15 protein-coding genes are annotated in these 19,975 nt (G+C 49.7%); 3 read left to right on the top strand and 12 right to left on the bottom strand.

The annotated features are described in order from the left end of the window. Positions 1-130: 130 nt before the first annotated feature. Positions 131-2,587: a glycoside hydrolase family 94 protein gene (locus tag ACE5KN_RS01175; protein WP_375528307.1), complete on the top strand. Its 2,457-nt coding sequence runs from the start codon at positions 131-133 to the stop codon at positions 2,585-2,587. An 813-nt stretch (positions 2,588-3,400) separates the two neighbouring features. Here ACE5KN_RS01175 and ACE5KN_RS01170 read toward each other — a convergent pair. The 3 genes from ACE5KN_RS01170 to ACE5KN_RS01160 form a co-directional block, all read right to left on the bottom strand. Then, entirely contained in the window at positions 3,401-4,303 is a 903-nt protein-coding gene (locus ACE5KN_RS01170; RefSeq protein ID WP_375533021.1) for a transposase, read from the bottom strand. A 679-nt stretch (positions 4,304-4,982) separates the two neighbouring features. Then, complete coding sequence (locus ACE5KN_RS01165) at positions 4,983-5,603, bottom strand: DUF3600 domain-containing protein (RefSeq protein ID WP_375525121.1); 621 nt, start codon at positions 5,601-5,603, stop codon at positions 4,983-4,985. A 109-nt stretch (positions 5,604-5,712) separates the two neighbouring features. Beyond that, positions 5,713-6,297: a sigma-70 family RNA polymerase sigma factor gene (locus ACE5KN_RS01160; RefSeq protein ID WP_375525120.1), complete on the bottom strand. Its 585-nt coding sequence runs from the start codon at positions 6,295-6,297 to the stop codon at positions 5,713-5,715. Positions 6,298-6,443: 146 nt separating this feature from the next. On the opposite strand from ACE5KN_RS01160, the gene ACE5KN_RS01155 reads away from it, so the two are divergent. Then, positions 6,444-7,166 carry a class I SAM-dependent methyltransferase gene (locus ACE5KN_RS01155; RefSeq protein ID WP_375525119.1) on the top strand — a complete coding sequence of 241 codons (723 nt, stop codon included), beginning with the start codon at positions 6,444-6,446 and terminating at the stop codon, positions 7,164-7,166. Positions 7,167-7,224: 58 nt separating this feature from the next. Here ACE5KN_RS01155 and ACE5KN_RS01150 read toward each other — a convergent pair whose 3' ends face one another. From ACE5KN_RS01150 to uxaC, 8 genes are all read right to left on the bottom strand, one after another. Continuing rightward, entirely contained in the window at positions 7,225-8,331 is a 1,107-nt protein-coding gene (locus ACE5KN_RS01150; RefSeq protein WP_375525118.1) for a Gfo/Idh/MocA family protein, read from the bottom strand. Between the two features lie 19 nt (positions 8,332-8,350). Then, a complete protein-coding gene (locus ACE5KN_RS01145) occupies positions 8,351-9,076 on the bottom strand; it encodes a ThuA domain-containing protein (RefSeq protein ID WP_375525117.1) in 726 nt (241 codons plus the stop codon). A 39-nt stretch (positions 9,077-9,115) separates the two neighbouring features. After that, on the bottom strand, positions 9,116-10,282 hold the full coding sequence (locus ACE5KN_RS01140) for a Gfo/Idh/MocA family protein (RefSeq protein ID WP_375525116.1): 1,167 nt from the start codon (positions 10,280-10,282) through the stop codon (positions 9,116-9,118). Between the two features lie 31 nt (positions 10,283-10,313). Beyond that, positions 10,314-11,369, bottom strand: coding sequence for a LacI family DNA-binding transcriptional regulator (locus ACE5KN_RS01135; protein ID WP_375533020.1), 1,056 nt, complete (start codon positions 11,367-11,369; stop codon positions 10,314-10,316). A 90-nt stretch (positions 11,370-11,459) separates the two neighbouring features. Next, a complete protein-coding gene (locus ACE5KN_RS01130; RefSeq protein ID WP_375525114.1) occupies positions 11,460-12,128 on the bottom strand; it encodes a hypothetical protein in 669 nt (222 codons plus the stop codon). A gap of 239 nt (positions 12,129-12,367) precedes the next feature. Beyond that, the gene (locus ACE5KN_RS01125; protein ID WP_375525113.1) at positions 12,368-13,777 is read right to left on the bottom strand and encodes an MFS transporter; all 1,410 of its coding nucleotides are present in this window, start codon (positions 13,775-13,777) and stop codon (positions 12,368-12,370) included. Positions 13,778-13,991: 214 nt separating this feature from the next. Beyond that, the gene (gene uidA, locus ACE5KN_RS01120; RefSeq protein ID WP_375525112.1) at positions 13,992-15,794 is read right to left on the bottom strand and encodes a beta-glucuronidase; all 1,803 of its coding nucleotides are present in this window, start codon (positions 15,792-15,794) and stop codon (positions 13,992-13,994) included. 28 nt (positions 15,795-15,822) lie between these two features. Beyond that, complete coding sequence (gene uxaC / locus ACE5KN_RS01115) at positions 15,823-17,229, bottom strand: glucuronate isomerase (protein WP_375525111.1); 1,407 nt, start codon at positions 17,227-17,229, stop codon at positions 15,823-15,825. Between the two features lie 206 nt (positions 17,230-17,435). On the opposite strand from uxaC, the gene ACE5KN_RS01110 reads away from it, so the two are divergent. Next, positions 17,436-18,614 carry an ROK family protein gene (locus tag ACE5KN_RS01110; RefSeq protein WP_375525110.1) on the top strand — a complete coding sequence of 393 codons (1,179 nt, stop codon included), beginning with the start codon at positions 17,436-17,438 and terminating at the stop codon, positions 18,612-18,614. A gap of 58 nt (positions 18,615-18,672) precedes the next feature. Here ACE5KN_RS01110 and ACE5KN_RS01105 read toward each other — a convergent pair whose 3' ends face one another. Beyond that, positions 18,673-19,971 (bottom strand): dicarboxylate/amino acid:cation symporter, encoded by a 1,299-nt coding sequence (locus ACE5KN_RS01105; protein WP_375525109.1) that lies wholly within the window; start codon positions 19,969-19,971, stop codon positions 18,673-18,675. Between the last annotated feature and the right edge of the window lie 4 nt (positions 19,972-19,975).

The raw sequence follows: 19,975 nt of genomic DNA, 5'->3' as shown, positions 1-19,975 counted from the left end.
GAATTTGGTATGTAATTTTAGGAACTTGGTTAAGGAAATTCAGATCATGCACGGATGCGGAAGGAATTGACAGACCCGAAAAGAAGCATTTCAGGAGAACGGTTTCGCCAAATGAAAGGAGCTGTGAGCTGTGAAGTACGGTTTTTTTGACGACAAAAACAAGGAATATGTCATTACCACCCCGCAAACGCCTTATCCATGGATTAATTATCTTGGCAATGAGCAATTTTTCGGGCTGATGTCCAACACGGCAGGAGGTTACGCCTTTTACCGGGACGCGCGGCTGCGGAGGCTGACCCGTTACCGCTATAACAATATTCCTGTGGATAACGGCGGACGTTATTTCTACCTCTACGATCAAGGCGATTTCTGGACACCAGGCTGGATGCCGGTCAAAAAGGAGCTTGATCACTATGAATGCAGGCACGGCCTCGGTTATACGTCCATCACCGGCGAGCGGGGCGGAATCCGTATCAATCAGCTGGCGCTGGTGCCGCTTGGCTTTAACGGCGAAGTGCATCAGGTAACGGTCAGCAACACATCCGATGTCGAAAAACGAGTGAAGCTGTTCTCTTTTGTTGAATTTTGCCTTTGGAACGCGTATGACGATATGACCAACTTCCAACGCAATCTCAGCACCGGGGAAGTGGAAGTCAAGGACTCCGTCATCTACCATAAAACAGAGTACCGCGAGCGGCGGAATCATTATGCCTTCTTCTCCGTCAACGCACCCATTGCGGGATTTGACACCGACCGTGAAGCATTCCTCGGCTTGTACAACGGTCTCAACGAACCACAAACCGTGGCTGCCGGTCAGCCTTCCAACTCTCTGGCCAGCGGCTGGTCGCCGATTGGGTCCCATTGCCTGGAAATTACGCTCCGGCCCGGCGAATCAGCCAGCTACAATTTTATCCTTGGTTATGTGGAAAATGCCGAAGAGGACAAATGGGAAGCTCCCGGCGTCATCAATAAGGCACCGGCCGATTCCATGATCAAGCGCTTCAGCGATGAAAGCGATGTCGAACAGGCACTGGCCGATCTGGCCGCTTATTGGGAAAGCCTTCTTTCCAAGTTCAACCTGCAGAGTCATGAAGAGAAGCTCGACCGTATGGTCAACATCTGGAACCCGTATCAATGCATGGTTACGTTTAACATGTCGCGTTCCTCCTCCTATTTCGAATCCGGCATCGGACGCGGCATGGGCTTTCGGGATTCCAATCAGGACCTGCTTGGTTTCGTGCACCAGATCCCCGAACGGGCACGCGAGCGGATTCTCGACATTGCCTCCACCCAGTTCGAAGACGGGGGAGCTTACCATCAGTACCAGCCGCTCACCAAGAAAGGTAATCATGAGGTCGGCGGCGGTTTTAATGATGATCCGCTGTGGCTCATTCTCGGCACGGCCGCTTATATCAAGGAGACGGGCGATTTTGGCATCCTTGATGAACAGGTTCCGTTCGATTGCAACCCGGACAATACGGCCACGCTGTTTGAGCATTTGAAGCGTTCCTTCTATCATGTCGTGGAAAATTTAGGACCACACGGCCTTCCTCTGATCGGACGGGCGGACTGGAACGATTGTCTGAATTTGAACTGCTTTTCCACTATACCGGATGAGTCCTACCAGACAACGCAAAACATTGAAGGCCGCGTAGCGGAATCTGTATTTATTGCCGGCCTGTTCGTATATACCGGACCGGATTTTATCGAGCTGTGCCGGCGCAGGGGGCTTGCAGAAGAAGCGGAGGCCGCACAGGAGCATGTCAACCGGATGCGGGCCGTTACACTGGAGCACGGCTTTGACGGTGAGTGGTTTCTGCGGGCCTACGATCATTACGGGAACAAGGTGGGCAGCAAAGAGAACGAAGAAGGGCAAATTTTTATCGAACCGCAGGGCTTCTGTGTGATGGCCGGAATCGGTGTGGAGGAAGGCCTCGCCGTCAAAGCGCTGGATGCGGTGGCTGACAGGCTGGAAACCAAATACGGCATTGTGCTGCAAAACCCGCCATACTCCAAGTATTACCTGAATTTGGGCGAGATCTCTTCTTATCCGCCGGGCTATAAGGAAAATGCGGGCATCTTCTGTCACAACAATCCGTGGATCATGATGGCGGAGACGGTGATCGGACGTGGCGACCGCGCTTTTGAGCTGTACAGCAAAATCGCTCCGGCATATCTGGAGGAAATCAGCGATATCCATCGCACGGAGCCATATGTATATTCACAGATGATTGCCGGCAAAGACGCTGTCCGCGAAGGCGAAGCTAAGAACAGCTGGCTGACGGGAACGGCGGCCTGGAATTTCGTAGCCATCACCCAGTCGATTCTCGGCATTCAGCCCCAGTTTGACGGTTTGAAGATCGACCCCTGCATTCCGGCGGCCTGGGAGGAATTTACTATTACCCGGGTTTATCGGGGCGATACCTTCGTGATTCATGTGTCCAATCCGGATCGGGTCAGCAAAGGAATCGCATCAATTATGCTGGACGACAAGATTCTGAACGGCAATGTGATTCCTCCCGTGGGCGACGGGGGGATCCATCAAGTGAGGGTGGTTATGGGGCATGCTGTGACAGTAGAAGCATAATTCTCCCGCCTGCCGTTTATGGGTATGTCCGAATATTCTGCGGACATACCCCTTTTTTAAGATTGCAGAATTTATAACTCAACTTTCGCTGAGGACAAACCCACTTAAATCTTTGTAGCCGCTGGCTGGGTTCTGAGGAATTCGAATTCGAATCCCCTCCTTGCAAGTTTGCCGATTTCGTGCTGCGAAAGTGAAGTGAACTCATTTTATTGGACTCCATCTAATCATCCGCGCTTGACAGTCAAGCCGCCCGTCGACCGTAGCAAGGCATGTGAACTCGCTGTCCGGAAGCCTTGCACGATTATCCCGTTGGATCAGGTAAAGGTAAACAGAAAACCGGGAACCGAAAATATACTTTAGGCGCGTTAAAGAAAATAACGGATCAAGTGTGGCATGAAAATGCCTGTTGTTACGCTATTCAGGACAATCGAACGGGTCTATTGTTTTGGGTTTGTGCCTTATGGAGAAGCAGATCGATTCGAGATTATGAGGTTATCTTAGCAAAAAGCAGATCGATTCGAGATTATGAGGTTATCTTAGGAGAATGCAGATCGGTTCGAGATCATAAGGGATCTTAGGAAAAAGCAGATCGGTTCGAGATTATGAAGCGATCTTAGGAGAAAGCAGAGCGTTTAGGTGATGTGAAACCGACCGAGAGAGAAGGAAGGAGCGGAGAAAAAAACCTGGAAAAATAAAAGCCCCTGGCCCTCGTTGCCGCTTGAACCTGAATTTTTCCGATGTCCTCGTTCATCCTAACCCACACCGTTCAAGCCACGCACTTGATGCTCACCTTTCCTCGTTCAAGCACTGTGATCAGGACGCAGCCGCAAGAGGCTGAATCGGTTGGCGCGCGATCAATCGGCGGTAAGGGATCGCCGGAATCGCCACGCCCATGTACAGCAACTTCTGCCACATTGGTTCTTCCGCTCCGGGCAGGCGCAATCGGCGGCGTCCAGTGTACTCGTTGAGGTATGCCTGCAGATGCTTCGTCCCTAAGGCAATATATGTACGCTTCAGCGATGTCCACGCCTCGCTCACGACTTTCCACAAGGGTCTATACAGCCGAAAGGCTTGAGGGAACGACTGTACCGCCGATGCACGGACATCTACCTGTTCATGGATAAACGCAGCGAGTTCGAGTCGATTCGCTCCGTACCCATCTCCCCTCCTCTGCGGCACCAGACGGATTTTGACCTGCTCCGGCTCGCCCGACTCCGTGACCGTGCATCCCGCTACGACCGCCGAAGCATACGGATGAGGAAACTGTGGCCGGGCCGGATTACGCCCATACAGGTCGCTGTTCACCTTCACGTCTCCGCAGAGCAGCTCCCGGACATCGAACTCCCCGATGGCATGGCGGATGCGGTGCAGCATCAGCCAGGCGGTCTTGTAGGTGACCTGGATCACCTGGCTCAGCCGCATCGCCGAGATGCCATCGGGCAGCAGGAACAACTCCAGCGCCTGGAACCACTTGGTTAGGGGGAGATGGGTTCGTTCAAAAATCGTACCGACCAAAGCCGATGTTTGATGCGCACACCTGGTGCACTCGAACAGGGGAATGCGCCGGGAAGTCAGACGGCTGCAGCGGGTGTGAGCGCAACGCGGGCAGACGAAGCCGTTCGGCCACTTCATCGCGATCAATGCCTCCATGCAGTCCTGCTCGTTGTGATAACGACTGCTAAAGGATTGAAGTTCCGTTTCCGCTTGGACTTCCATGTCTGCTCGCCCCCCGAATCAATGATACACGAACATAAGTTCTTTTCCTCATTATACCAAACGTATGTTCCTATTTCAAGCCGAACATCCCACTAAAGCTGCCTCTTTTTTTCGTATCTCTTTTCTCTTTATTCCTTCCCCTGGGCCCTCTCACCCCCCTACCCTCTGAATAAAAGGGATAATCATGCAAAGCTGTATGAAGAGGCAACAGGCAACAGGCAACAGACAACAAGCAACAGTAACAGGCAACAGGCAACAGGCAACAGGCAACAGACAACAAGCAACAGTAACAGGTAACAGGTAACAGACAAAAGGCATCAGGCAACGGACACCAGACACCAGTTACCAGATACCAGACAACAGATACCAGATTCCAAACGCCAACTATAGACACCCGTCTTCACTCTGGATACTAGACTCTGAGCGGAGCGAATCTCCTCCTTCAAGAAAGTTAGAAAAAAGCTGTCTGCTTTGATTCAGCGTCAACTCCAGCAGTGGATCTCCGTTTTGCCCAGTTACATCAAGGCCTGTTTGCCGACTTCATGCAGCGAAAGTTGAGTTATATGTTCTCAGCGGACCTGAGCAATTCTGTAATCTCAAGAAAAACTATTGCTAAACGCGGTCTGTCTTCTGTGAATGTACGTCGATAGACGTTTTTCTTATGGTTTGATAATTTATATTACTCGGCAGCCTTCATCGGCTTAACAAAACGGTCGAAGTAAGGCTGAAGGGATTGCTCAAGCTGCCTGTATTCCTCTTGCTCTGCAGCGGACAAATGACCAGAGCTCTTCTGATCGGAAACGGCTTCAACGTATTCCTCCAACTTGGCAAGCTTGCTTTCGAATTCGGCATACTCCTCGCTGCTCAATTCTTTCTTTGCCAAATCCATGTCCAGGATCAAATCCCCCGCTTCGGCGGATGGACCGGCTTCTTTCGCCCCACTCAGCTTCTCAAAATATGGTTCCAGCTTCTTCTGCAGCTGATCATAGTTTTGCTGTTCTTCCTTCGTGAGCCGTTCCGGATGAACCGTTCCCTGAACGTCGGCAATTCGGGTGTTATATTCCGCCAATTGCTTATTCAGAGACATAAACTCGGTGAACTCCTGTTCGTTCAGCACCTGTTTGGCTCTCTCAAGCTTGGTTTCAAGCTTTTCATATTGCTGCTCCGTTCCCCCTGCTTGAATAAGAGCCTCCTTTGAACCGTAAATGCCGTCCGCCAGATAAGAATACGCGGCAAACGCACCAGTAGGGATCAACAAAGCAGCTGCCAAAATACCAGTCATCACTATTTTTTTCTTCATCAGAGTTCCTCCCGTTTGCTTATAAATGCTATTCATTACTTTTTGCTTCAGTTGCGGCGGTGCATTCAAATCATCGGATTCTTCAACAAATGCCTTTTTTAGCTTCTGGTCAAGACTCATGTAATTTCTCCACCTTTCCAGGAATAAGAATACGGCGAGTGTACCGCTGCCGAAGCTTTTGTAAGGCCGCATGAATACGGGACTTCACCGTACCGACCGGAATATCAAGTATTTCGGCGATTTCCTCCTGTGAATACTCGTTCAAATAACGCAAAACAACGGCCTGCTTTTGCTTAAAGGGCAGCTGGTCCACATCCGCCAGCAAGGAGCGGTTCGAAATTTTCTCGACAATCTGATGTGAAAAATCCTCTTCCTTTGCCGCCGCATAATTCAGAGCTTTGATGTCAATCCTAAACCGCATCCATCTCTTTTTGCGGTATGTCTGGATCTGCAGTATGGCGAGGCCTGTTAACCAGGGTCTGAAAGGCTTGGACACATCATACCTTTTCAGCGACTTGTGTACCTGGATATAGATCTCTTGCACAATATCGTCAACATCCGCTTTTTCCTCCGTCAAATAATGAACGGTCTTGTACACGTCCTGAATGGTTGCTTCATAAAGCGCACTGAATGCCTCCCTGCTGCCCTCAAGACTAAGCTGAACCAGCCTGCCGTATTCCTCCGGGTGCTTCATCCCCCATCCTCCTTTGTGACTTACGTTATATATTGGCAGGATGTCTGATTTTCGTTCGATTTTTTTAAATTCTTTTTTCCTTCAGCACTCTGTAAAATGTATACTAACTTTGATTCCAGTAACAGGAAGAGAATGGAGGGAACAGCTTGAAAGACAGGTTAAGAGAGGCCTATGGCAAGCTTGCTGCCGACTATGAAATGCATTTGGATGATGACAGCCCGTTTAACGCTTATTACGAGCGGCCGGCCATGATCAAGCTGCTGCCTCCCGATTTAAAAGGGCGCACCGTGCTGGACGCAGGCTGCGCTGCCGGCTGGTATACAGACCAGCTGCTTAAGAGAGGCGCAGATGTCACAGCGGTAGATATGAGTCCAGAAATGTGCGCGGCCGTCATACGGAGAACCGTAGGACGAGCGGAGGTGCGGAATCTTGATCTAAGCGAGCCTCTTCCATTTGAGAGAGATTATTTTGATCTGATTCTGAGCTCGCTTACGCTTCATTATATAGAAGACTGGGAAGATACCTTTAAAGAATTGCAGCGGATATTAAAACCGGGAGGAAGGCTGATCTATTCGGTTCATCACCCTTTTATGGACTTCACAAAGTTTCAGAGCCCGGATTATTTCGCGCGTGAGCTGTTGACGGATACCTGGAACAAAAAAGAGGCGGGCCATATTGAGGTACCCTTCTTCCGTCGTCCGCTGCAGGAAATCATCAATATCACCATCTCTTTCTTCACGCTGGAACAGCTGCTTGAACCTCAGCCGGTGTCGGAATTCAAGAACAGGACAGAGTGGCTGCAGTCGTATGAAAAGCTGATGACGGAGCCCTGGTTTTTAATTGTGGAAGCTTCCAAGCGAGCCCGGTAAATAAATGCAAGCACAACAAAAAGCCCCCTCGCGGGGGCGGAAACTGCATGTGGAACTATTATTGATCTAAAGTATAAGGAGCCAGGCCTTGCGGAAGCGGAGAAGGACGTGTGCAGGTGCTCTTCATTTCGTAGAAGGTCCCCTGCTCCGCCGCTTCGTGGAACGCCCACATGGCTTCAAGCACATGATAGGCAAGCTCGCCGCTCGCCCTGTGCGGGCGGCCGCTGTTGATCGCATACGCCATGTCGGCCGGTCCGATGCCGCGGGTATTCTGATCATAACCGGGCAGCAGCGGCTGCTCTGTCCATTCCTTTTCCCCTTTTCTGCGGAACCTGACCGGACCTCCGAATGTGTTCGGATCAGGAACCAGCATCGTTCCCTCTGTTCCGTAAATCTCTATATTCGGCAGGATACTGCCGCCGGAGATATCAAAGCTTGTAATCAGCGTGCCGATCGCTCCTTTTTCAAATTCCAGCAGACCGGCCACATGTGTCGGAATATCCACGCGGATCTTCTGCCCGTATTTTTTTTCGCTTGTGATCGTGCGTTCATCCCACGCCTTTCCGGTCATGCCGGAAATTTTGCGGATCGGGCCGAGCAGCTGTACCAAGGCGGTCAAGTAGTACGGTCCCATATCAAACATCGGGCCGCCGCCGGCCGCATAATAAAATTCTGGATCGGGATGCCAGGATTCATGCCCGCCGGACATCATAAACGCGGTTGCGCCCACCGGCCTTCCAATCACGCCGTCCTCCAGCAGATTCAGCGCTGTCTGGATGCCTGCTCCCATAAAGGTTTCAGGGGCGCAGCCAACCAGCAGGCCCTTGGCCGCGGCTGTCTCCAGCACCCTGCGCCCGTCCTCGCGGCTGACCGTCAGCGGTTTCTCCACGTACACATGCTTGCCCGCCTCCAGCGCCCGCAGACTCACATCCGCATGCACCGCCGGAATCGTCAAATTGATAACCAGCTCAACATCCGGATCGGCCAGCAGCTCGTCAGTGGAATACACACGCGGAATTTCGTATTTGGCAGCCTGCTCCCTCGCCCGTTCCAGGTCGATATCCGCACAGGCGATCAATTCGAGCACCTCGAACTTGCGGCAGTTCTCCATGTAAATGCTGCTGATTTTCCCGCAGCCGATGACTCCGACCTTCACTTTATGCATGTTGCTTCCCCTTTCCCGCCTATTGGCTGTCTCCCATACCGGTATAAACGCCGCTGTTCCCTGCGGCTGCAACACTTGCCGAGTGCTCTTTGCCTTCCGCCGCCCACAGGAAGCCCCGGCGTATCATTTCTTTCACCTGCGGCATCTCGACAATATTGGCCTGATGCCCGAGCGAGTTGTAATAGACACGGCCTGCCCCCCAGTATTTCGTCCACGCTACGGGCATATCCACCGCCTTGTTCGTGCGGTGCGGGCCATCGGCTACCGGAAAGCGGGTCGTAGCCAGCACCTCCACTGCCGGATCCACATGCAGATAATACTGCTCAGACTGGACCGTAAAATCCTCAAGTCCCGCCACAAGCGGACTGGAGCCTGGTCTGATCTCAACAATGTACTCCACGCCATCATTCCCTGGATGAGCGACCCACTGTCCCCCAGTCATGAACTGCCAATCCACATTTTTGCGGAAGGCGTCGCACATGCCTCCATGAATGCCTGCGAGGCCCGTTCCGTTCTGCACCGCTGCCGAGACGTTGTTCACCAGTTCCTGCTCAATCTCCCCCATCGTCCAGACCGGAACAATAAGGTCCAATCCCAGCAATTTCTCCGCATCCGCATAAGCCTGCAGCGAATCAGCGACCTCCACCTCGAACTGCTCCTGCCGCAGTATATCTGCGAATATAGCAGCAACCTGCTCCGGCTGATGCCCATCCCAGCCGCCCCATACGATTAACGCCTTTTTCATCCTAAGCCCTCCCGATAATTAAATGTTTAGAGACAACGCTTACATTTCACTGATTTTAACCCATCTCCGCTCGTCGATGGAGCGCTCCACTGCTTCCAGTACCGCCTGACAGCGCACCCCGTCATGGAAGCTTGGTTCAGGCTGGCGGTTCTCCGCAATCGCGGATGACAGCTCCAGCACTTCATGGATGAACGTATGCTCAAAGCCGATCGTATGGCCCGGCGGCCACCAGGCCTCGGCATAATCATGGGCCGGATCGGTAGCCAGCACCCGGCGGAAGCCCTGCACGTCCCCATCGTCTGAAGTAAAATAAACCTCCAGCTCATTCATGCGCTCGAAATCAAATCTCACGCTGCCAAGGCTGCCGTTGATCTCAAACGCATTCGTAGACCGGTGTCCGGCCGCAAAACGGGTTGCCTCAAAGCTGCCGAGTGCGCCGTTTTCAAACCGGGCCAGAAACAGCGTCGCATCATCTACGGTGACTTCCCCTCTTGGAGCATCGGATGCCGTGTTTCCCTTGGCGCTCAAGCCCGTCATTTCGGCGGCCAGCGGGCGCTCCTTGATAAAGGTCTCACTCATGCCGATCACTTCGTCCATGCCGCCGACGAGGAAATGCGCCAGATCGATCAGATGGGCGCCGAGGTCGCCATGGGAGCCGGAGCCCGCCACGTCCTTCTGCAGCCGCCATACGAGCGGGAAGTCGGGGTCCATGATCCAGTCCTGCAGGAACCAGGCGCGGAAATGATAGATTTTGCCGAGCCTGCCGCTGTCGATCAGCCTTTTGGCCAGCCGGACCGCAGGAGAAAAGCGGTAGTTGAAGCCGACCATATGCTTGATCCCCGCCTCTTCAGCCGCATCAAGCATTTCACGGGCATCTTTAAGTGAGAGCGCAAGCGGCTTTTCGCAGAAAATATGTTTACCCGCCTGCGCCGCTGCAATCGCAATTTCCTTATGAGCGTCACTTGGCGCATTGATATCGATCAGGTCGATGTCTTCACGTCCAACCAGCTCCTTCCAGTCCGTGCTGCTCGACTGCCATCCCAGCTGCTGCGCCGCCTGCTTGACCGCCTCTTCATTGCGGCCGCAAATCACCGACATCTCCGGTTTTAACGCCTGCGGGAAAAACATGGGCAGACTGCGGTAAGCGTTACTGTGAGCCTTGCCCATAAACTTGTAACCGATCATTCCGATACGAAGCTGTTGCATGGAAGTCCTCCTTTGCAAATGGTTTAGTCTTTTAATTGTTTTTTACGGAAGAAGCACGGACTACCAGCTCCACCGGAAGCCTGACTTTAAAAGGGGGGGTCTCCTCATTCTTCTCCGGTTCCTCCAGCAGACGAAGCACTCGTGCTGCCGCCATTTCTCCAAGCTCATAAAATGGAACTCTTACACTGCTTAACCCCGGAGAAGTCATTTCCGCCGCATCCGAGTCGTCGTATCCTACGATGGCGGGCATATGCTCCGGTAAAACCCCCGCCTGTCGCAATCCCTGCTGAATGCCGATGGCCATACGGTCATTGGCCGCAAAGATGCTGTCGATGCGGTTCAGGTCGCCCAGAATCTCCTCCGCAACCCTCAATCCGCTGGTTCTGCTGAAATTACCAGCAAACAGCAAATCAGACTCAATCGGCAGGCCTGCTTCCTGCAGCGCACGCTCGTAACCTGCCCTGCGGTCACTGCTGTTCGAGTAGACCTCGGGGCCGTTCACAAAAGCGATGCGCCGGAAGCCCTGTTCCAGTAAATGGCGGACTGCCTGATAGCTGCCCTCCGTATGATCCGCATCCACTTCGTTAAAGGATTCACCCGCAAAATGCTGGTTGATCAGGCAAAACGGATATCCTTTCTCCTGCATGCGGCGCAGTGTTTCCCTCTCCTCTGCTTCCTCCTTGGCCCCGAGAATGAGGCAGGCATCGATCTTCTGCATGCGGAACAGCCCTTCAACATCTGTTGCACCATCCGGGTCACGAAATATGATCAGGAGATCATAGCCCTCTTCCCGCGCCCGGCTTCCGATCCCGCTCAAAATTTCGGAGAAATAATGAGCGGAAAAGAGGCGTGCCTTGGGCAAATAGGGCATTACCACCCCCAGGTTGCCGCTGCGTCTGCGGGCAAGGCTGCGGGCCATGGCGTTCGGTGTATACCCCAGCCTTTCAGCTGCCTCTAGAACCCGCTGCCTTGTTTCTTCCTTGATGGGGCCAACTCCGTTAAGGACGCGGGATACCGTAGCCTCCGAGACACCGGCCAGCTCAGCCACTTCGATTCTTCTTACGATGTTCATCAACCCTTTATGCATGAATGTACGCGCGTACATTTTCTCATGAAAGGGCTATTCCGTCAAGCGCTTACATTCTATTTTTACAAAAAAAGCAGGCGAAAACCTGCCTTAAAGCTTCCAACCCGCCACCTTATCCCATTCATCAAAGAGCGGCATCAGCTTCTCCGCCGTATCTGTCACAAATCCTTGAATCAGCGCATCCGAAAAGTACTCTGGCTTGATTTGCGGCTCCTTCGCCGGGTCCGCGAAGAAGGCGGACGTACGGTCCCTCCATCTGCTGATTTCGTCAGCACTTAGCAAATCTCCGAAGTCATAAATCTCCGCATCGTCCATGGCCAACCAGACGCGCTCCCGCCAAGGCTGCTGCCTGAACAGATGAAAGTCAGCCTGATCCGTTTCCTGATAATAATAGGTTCTCTTCTCCTGGTCTGACAGCCCAAGCCTGTCAGCATACCCAACATATCCGGGGTATAACAGCTTGAACCAATAATAATCGGTTAGCACATGCATAAAATAACCTTTAACGAACCATTTCCAAGCGGCAGCTTCATGATGAGCCATATATTCCATGTACAAAAATTTGACGTCTTTCAGGTCTTCCCCTTGACTCTTATGCTCAAAATGGGTTCTCTGCTTGTCCTCGCTTGTGCTCCCATCTCTCATATGGATGGCATCCGGCGCGATATTGCCCAGATAGAACAGTCCCGGAATCTCCTGCAGATTTTTTCGCTCCACATAGGTTACGGCAGTGCTTAAATGAACCATAGGCAATGGCATGTTTATTCCTCCCACCCTGAAATCATGGCAAATCGAAAATTATGTCATGATGCAGTTCATGCTGCGCTCTACACGCTGCTCAACCGTCAGTTCCCCCTCCAGAGCACCTCTTCACTATACCTCATACTTATGATTTGGAAAAACAAAAAAGATCTTAGGCGGTATTACTACTGCGCTAAGACCTGTAAATTAGTGTGCCTCCACTAAATATAGAAGCTTTGTACCCATTCTCTCATAACTTAACTGTTTCTTTTTTTCTTCAAATCCTCGGCAAGCTGAAGAGTTCGATTTTTGCTTAACGGATAAATGAGAGCAATAATTAAAAATACAACCAGTACAATAATCGCTGGCGCAAGTGTACCCAGCATATGGATTCCATCCAGTGTTTTCTGATCCTGGACCTCAAGATTAACATTGTAGCCTACAAGACCAATGGCGAAGCCGCCAACTCCGCCGGCGACCGCCTGACCAACCTTGCGGGAAAATGAATAAACAGAATAGATGGTCCCGTCTTCCCTCAAACCTGTTAAAGATTCATGATAATCAATAATGTCCGTTACAAAAGCCCAGATCATCAAATTAAAGAAAGCATATCCGAACATGCCGACAGCTGAGACAATCACAAATTGAGTTGCTGTAAGATCCGGTAAAAAGTACAGGATTCCGTATACTATGACGGTCAGAAGCAAACCGGCAGAGGTTACCTCTTTCTTGCCAAATTTCGCAACAAGAGGCTTTGCTAACGGAATAGCTATGATTACGGTTGCCACCTGCATAACGCCCACCAGACTCAATGCTGAAGCGCTGCCAAAATAGTCTTTGAACAAATATACGTTGGCAGTTGAAATTAAGATCAGAAATACCATGAATATTAACGAAGCAACCAAAATTGAAATCAAAGGCTTGTTTTTCACCAATCCTTTTAGCGTTGCAGACATAGAGGATTGTGTCTTATTACTTGAATTGTTGGACGTAATTCGCTCTGTAGACAATCGGAAACATCCGATATAAGAAGTCAAGGACAAAATGGCGAAAAGAATGGCAGCAAGTAATATCCGGTTTGCATCTAACTTGTTGTCTACAAAGACAATTAAAGGGGCAATTGCGTTGATAAACAGTTGAGCGATGGTCGCTCCCAGCGTACGGAACGTAGATAAGGTCGTACGTTCAACAGGATTGCCTGTGATGACGGATGCCATGGATCCGTACGGTATATTGACAGTGCTGTACAAAGTGCCCCATACAATATACGTGACATAGGCATAAGCAAGATAAAAGCCGTCTGACATTCCGGGAATATGAATGAACATTAATACCCCGCTGATGACCAGCGGAAATGACATTCTGAAAATCCAGGGCCGGAACTTCCCGTGTTTGCCCGGTTTTCTTGTATCAATAAATCTGCCCCATGTAATGTCGGCGAGGGCATCCCACAGCCTTGCAACCATAAACAGAACCCCTACAGCAACCGGGCTGATTCCCATAATGTCCGTATAGAATACCATCAAATACGCTCCTACGAGCATAAAGAAAAAGTCATTGCCTAAATCTCCCAAAAGATACCCGATTTTGTCTCTGAGCCCAAACTTTCTGATCTTTGCACCAGATTGCTCAATATTCAAGTTTTCGAGGCTTTTCTCAGTACTCATGTTTGTCCCCCCGGAAAAATAAGTTAGACATCTCACTGTAGATTTAATAAGTTCAATAAACTAATTAATTTTGTTGTAGAATACCACTTGCCTGATCCATCGTCAATTGATAATTGTAAGCGTTTTTAATTTAGAGTGCTCAACCCGGATAGTGAGGAGGTATGGGGAGATCCACTGGAATTTTTAAACTCCCATGAATACTCCCTCTGAAATTTTACTCACCCTTCTTATAGCCGAAATCAGGGATTTGCATCCATCGTTTCCTTAATTCATGGGCAGCCGCTTTCGGTTTGCGATCCCGGGTAAAGATCCCTTTTTTATTCCCCTGCACACGAATGATTCCCTGGCTTGTAGCAAAATCAGCAAAATTCCATACCTGTTCCCCTATGAAATGATCAAATTCATCAAACACTTCATGGTTTGTTCTGTAGAACTCCACTTGGTATTCTTCTGTGAACATGATGGGCTCCACATCATGGAGTCCAGCTACCGTATCAGCTCCGTATTCAGTCATCATGATTGGCTTGCCGGGACAACGTTGCAACCAGCTGTTAAGTTCCTCGCGCAATTTAACCTGCGCTGATTCCAGATCTCCTCCATCAATATACCAGCCGTAATAACGATTGAACGCAAGTACATCCACCAAATCTGCAATTTTATCTGCCTTCGGCGAAGCCTCGACATGAGTGACCAGGGTAACGGGACGTTTCTGTGGATCCGCTTCCTTCATCAGTTCAATAAGCGGTTTGAAGTATTCATAGGCACCTTCCTCATAAGAAGCCGGCTCATTGGCTACATTCCACATCACTACACAAGGATGATTTTTGTCACGTCTGATTAAATCCTTGATAACCTGCTGATGATGTTCAAAGGTCTGTACCTCTTTCCACGTATTTTTCTTCTCACCACCGGCTAACATGACCAGAAAATTCAGGTCCAGACCTACAGCAGGAGTTTCGTCAATGACGACAAACCCTTCCCGGTCAGCTAGACGCATGGTTTCTTCCGCATAGGGATAATGAGCGGTACGGAAGGAATTAGCTCCCGTCCATTTCATCAGGTTAAAGTCCATGATATTGGAAGCTTCATCTATCCCCCTGCCATGAATAGGCGTGTCTTCATGCTTGCCGAATCCTTTAAAATAGAACGGTTTATTATTAATGAGGAACTGGCCGTTCTTAACTTCCACAGTTCTTACGCCAAAGGGCTGTTCATACACGTCGATCACGCTGTTACCCTGAACAAGCTCGATTTTCAACGTATATAAATAAGCGTTCAAAGGCTGCCATAACCGTACATCGGAGATCCTTACAGTACCTTCCACGCCATCGGCTGCAGCAACCGCCTGACCATCTTCATCAACCACGGTTACACGAATGTGTGCGGAGCCTGCAACATCTACAATATAATTCACAACACCTGAATTACCGTCTATATCCGTAACAATTGTGACATCTTGAATAAATGTTTGAGGTGTAGTGTAAATCTTCACTGGGCGCTGAATTCCGGCATAATTGAAGAAATCGAAATTGGGCCGGTTTTTTAGCTTTTTGCCGCCTCCCGGAAGCTCGGTTTCCGTATAAAGCCCTACAGGCAGCGTCGAATAATCAACAATGTTATTAACGGCCACAGTCAACCGGTTTGGCCCGGCTTGAACATAATCATTAAGAACAGCTTCGAAGGGCAGGAATCCCCCTTGGTGCTCGGTAACCAATTCACCGTTTACATATACCTTGGCCGTATGTGTAGCTGATCCAAATCTTAATACGATCCGTTCGTTCAGCATAACACCGGGCAATGTAAATTCCCTTTCGTACCATACCCAGCCTACATGATCCCGAATGTCAGCGGTTACACCAATGTCATTAAATGAGGAAGGAACCGCCATGGGTATCGTATTTTTTAACCTGGACTTATACCATTGCTCTGTAAAACCTGTGCCTTGATCCAGCTTGAAGCTCCACACTCCATTCAGATCAAGCAAGCTGCGCGTTTCAGTTATAATCGGATACAGCATATACAGCACTCCTTGTTCGATAATTGCGTTACCTTTGGAGGAAAAATTGACGGGCATTATAATAACTAATGTTTTGCGCCAATTGTCCAATGTGGTCCAAGTCGCATGGGACCAGTCCCTGTTCCACCCACTCACCCAGCAGATTGCATAAGATGCGGCGGAAATATTCATGACGGGCATACGAGAGAAAACTCCGGGAATCCGTAAGCATACCTATGAAATGGCTCAGCAGGCCTACATTCGCCAAATCCTTCATCTGTTTTTCCATTCCGTCGATATGGTCATTAAACCACCAACCGGAACCAAGCTGTATTTTTCCGGGGACCCCTTCCTCATAATAGTTCCCCATCATGCCTGCCAGAATGGCATTATCTTTGGGATTCAGGTTAAATAGGACGGTTCTCGGGAGAGCATCCTCCCGGTCAAGGGCATCCAGGTAACGGGAAAGCCCCTCCGCAAAGTTGGACTCGCCAATGGAATCAAAGCCTGCGTCTGCACCGAGAAGCGTTTTCATTTTTGTATTATTGTTTCGCATGGCCCCCATGTGAAGCTGCATAACCCACTTTTTCTCGGCGTACAATTTACCCAACTCTCTGAGAAGGCAGGAACGGTAAATCGATATCTCCTCCTCATTGAGCGGTTGATGACCACTCAGCCTTTTGGCGAAAACTCGCTCAGCTGCCTCCAATGGCATGTCTATAAAATGAAGCTTCTGGATATCATGGTCCGATGCCCGCGCCCCATGCTCATGGAAATAATCAATCCGCTGTTTCAAGGCGGCTACCAGATCTCTTACATTTTCAATTGGATACCCGGTGACGAAATGCAAACGATCTATCCATGACACGAATGCCGGATCATCAATATTAAGCGCTTTATCCGGGCGGAAGGTGGGAGCAATAACGGGCTCGAAAGATGCATCTTCGTTCAAAAGTTTGTGATATTCAAGCTGGGTCAGCGGATCATCCGTTGTGCCAATGAACTTTACATTCGCTTGTTCAATGAAAGCCCTTGGTGTAAATCCCGCCTGCTGCAGCTTGTCGTTACATTTCTCCCAAATTTCGCGAGCGGTAGCTGGGCCTAACACCTTCTCAATCCCGAAAAACCTTCTCAGCTCCAGATGCGTCCAGTGATACAGCGGGTTGCCAACCAAATGGGGGACGGTCTCCGCCCAGGCCTGGAATTTCTCCCAGTCCTCAGCCTCTCCGGTAATAAACTTTTCTCCGATTCCATTTATTCTCATAGCCCGCCACTTATAATGATCTCCTCCCAGCCATAACTGAGTGAGATTTGAGTATGGTTTGTTTTCCCAAATTTCTTTAGGGTCCAGATGACAATGAAAATCGAAAATCGGCAGCTGCCTCACTTTATTTTCAAACAGTTCAAAAGCGGTTGCTGTATTCAAAAGAAAATCAGGCTCCATAAATGACTTCAAATTTCACCCCTCCTTCTCTGAATTTTTACTTGCTGTAATCCCTTACATAATTAATTAGTTCAATAAACAAATTAATGATTAAGATAACATTAGCAAGTTATTTTTGTCGTGTCAATCGTTTATTTCATAAGGCAAGTTTTTAAATAGTTTAAGTGTTATACTGGGAAATGGAATATGTTATAACGTTTACAAACTGGAGGAATTAGATGATTACAGGCGATGCTTCCTATATAAAAAAAATTAACCGATCACTCATAATTAAAGAAATTGCTAAGGAAGGAATGATCTCAAGGGCGGATCTATCAAAACTGACAGCTTTGACACGTGCCACTATTTCCGTACAGGTTGCCGATCTGTTAGACGAAGAACTTGTCGTAGAGCAGCAGCTGGAGCATAACTCCGTCGGGCGCAGACCCATTATGCTCTCTATTAATGCTAAGACAGGTTATGCACTGGCGATTGATCTCGATGCAGGGCATATTTCATTTCTAGTTACCGATTTGTTGGGTAATTCGCTTTCTTATACTACGATCCATGTTGACACTACCGAATATCATGAAATTCTGCCGCTTCTAATCCAGCATGTCTCCAAATACATTAAAGATTATTCTGATAGCAGGTATGGCATTGTAGGTATAGTTGTAGCAGTTCACGGTCTGGTCTCTTCAAATGAAGAAATTCATTATATCCCCCGTTTGGGCTGGAGCAGCGTAACGTTGAAAAACGATTTGGAAAAGGCTGTTGGTATTGATGTGCATCTTGAAAACAATGCAAACCTTAGTTCTTTTGCCGAAAATGTGTTTTGTCATCACGAAACGGACAGTCTGTTATCCCTGACGCTCTATTCAGGCATCGGTCTGGGGATGATTATCAACAATAAATTTTATCGCGGTCATGATGGATTTGCCGGTGAAATCGGCCATATGATCGTTATGCCGGATGGCAGGCCCTGTGAATGCGGAAATAAAGGCTGCTGGGAAAAGTACGCCTCTGATGCATCTGTCCTGGCCGCTTTGGCACAGCATAAGCAGCTGCCTCAGGTTACGTACGAGCAGGCTCGCGACTGGGTTATCAATGAGGACCCGAAGGTTCTGGAAACGTTGGAACAATTTATTTATTATCTTTCCATCGGCATTAACAACATCATTAATATTTTTAACCCCGAGACGATTATTATTGATAGCGAGCTTTTGCGCATTTATCCGGATTCCATCCATAAAATTAAACAAAAGCTGACTTCAAAAACGGGTCATTATAAAAACCTGCTCATTTCCTCTATTGGGGAGAAATCCACCATTCTGGGGGCATGTGCACTGGCTATTCAATATTTTCTTGATGTGCCTGCATTGAACTTGCCTTATCATTCGGCAGGTGTAAAAAAATAAAGACAGGGAACAGCCGATAGGGCTCCCTGTCTTTATTGGGGGATACAGTTACTTCAACTTATACGGCCGGGTCAGTGCTCTCCCCCTGCAGGGAACGGACGGACCCGATCTCCAGTCCCTGCTCCTCCGGTGGTGTAAATTCCTTCTCACTCTTCGCGATGACGACCGTTGCCACGCTGTTGCCCACGATATTCGTAATCGCGCGCGCTTCGGACATAAAGCGGTCCACGCCCAGCAGCAGCGCCATGCCTTCGACCGGAATGACGTTGTTCGGTATGGCCGCAAGCGTCGCAGCCAGCGTAACAAACCCGGAGCCGGTAACGCCCGCCGCCCCCTTGGAGGTCAGCATCAGGACACCGAGCAGCACGAGCACCTGAGTAATGGTCAGCTCCACACCATAAGCCTGGGCAATGAACATCGCCGCCATGGACAAATAAATGGAGGTTCCGTCCAGATTAAAGGAATAACCTGTCGGCACAACCAAACCTACCACCGGCTTGGAGCAGCCGAATTTCTCCAGCTTGTTCATGATACGTGGCAGAGCTGATTCGGAAGACGACGTGCCCAGTACAAGCAGCAGCTCTTCCCGGATAAAACGCAGCAGCTTGAACAGGCTGAACCCGTTCATACGTGCAATCAGACCAAGGACAACAACGATAAACAAAAACATCGTGATGTAGACCGAACCCATCATTTTGCCGATTGAGAACAGGGAGCCTACGCCGAATTTGCCAATCGTATAGGCCATTGCGCCGAATGCCGCGACAGGAGATACCTTCATGATCATGGCCACAATGCGGAAGAAGATTTCGTTAGCGCTTTCAAGAAAATGGGTAACCGGCTTTGCTTTCTCACCCAAGCCTGCCATAGCCAGGCCAAACAGGACGGAGAAGAACAGCACGGGCAGCATATCGCCTCCGGTAAAGGCACCTATCGCATTGTCCGGGACGATGCCAACGATAAAATCAAGAAATCCGTGGCTTGATTCCGCGGCCTGCTCCTGATATTTCGCCACAGCATCCGCTGAAACGCCCTGAGTGCTCATGCCATGACCGGGACGGACCAGATACATGACGGCCACACCGATCGCCATGGCCAGCGTTGTCACAATTTCAAAGTACAGCAGCGCTTTGCCGCCGATCCGGCCGATCTTTTTCATATCGCCCATGTTGGCGAAGCCGATGACGATCGTCATGAACACAATCGGGGCGATGACCATTTTGATCATTTTGATGAATATATCACTGATGATCTTCATCTGGTCGGCAAATTGCGGGAACAGAATGCCGAAGATGATCCCCAGGACAATTGCTGTCAGCACCTGTACGGACAGGTTTTTCCATAGCTTCTTTTTCATTCGT

This window comes from Paenibacillus terreus (genome assembly GCF_042138595.1).
Classification (GTDB): Bacteria; Bacillota; Bacilli; order Paenibacillales; family Paenibacillaceae; genus Paenibacillus; species Paenibacillus terreus.
The sequence above is the reverse complement of the archived record's forward strand: the minus strand, read 5'-3'. Positions and strand labels throughout refer to the sequence as shown.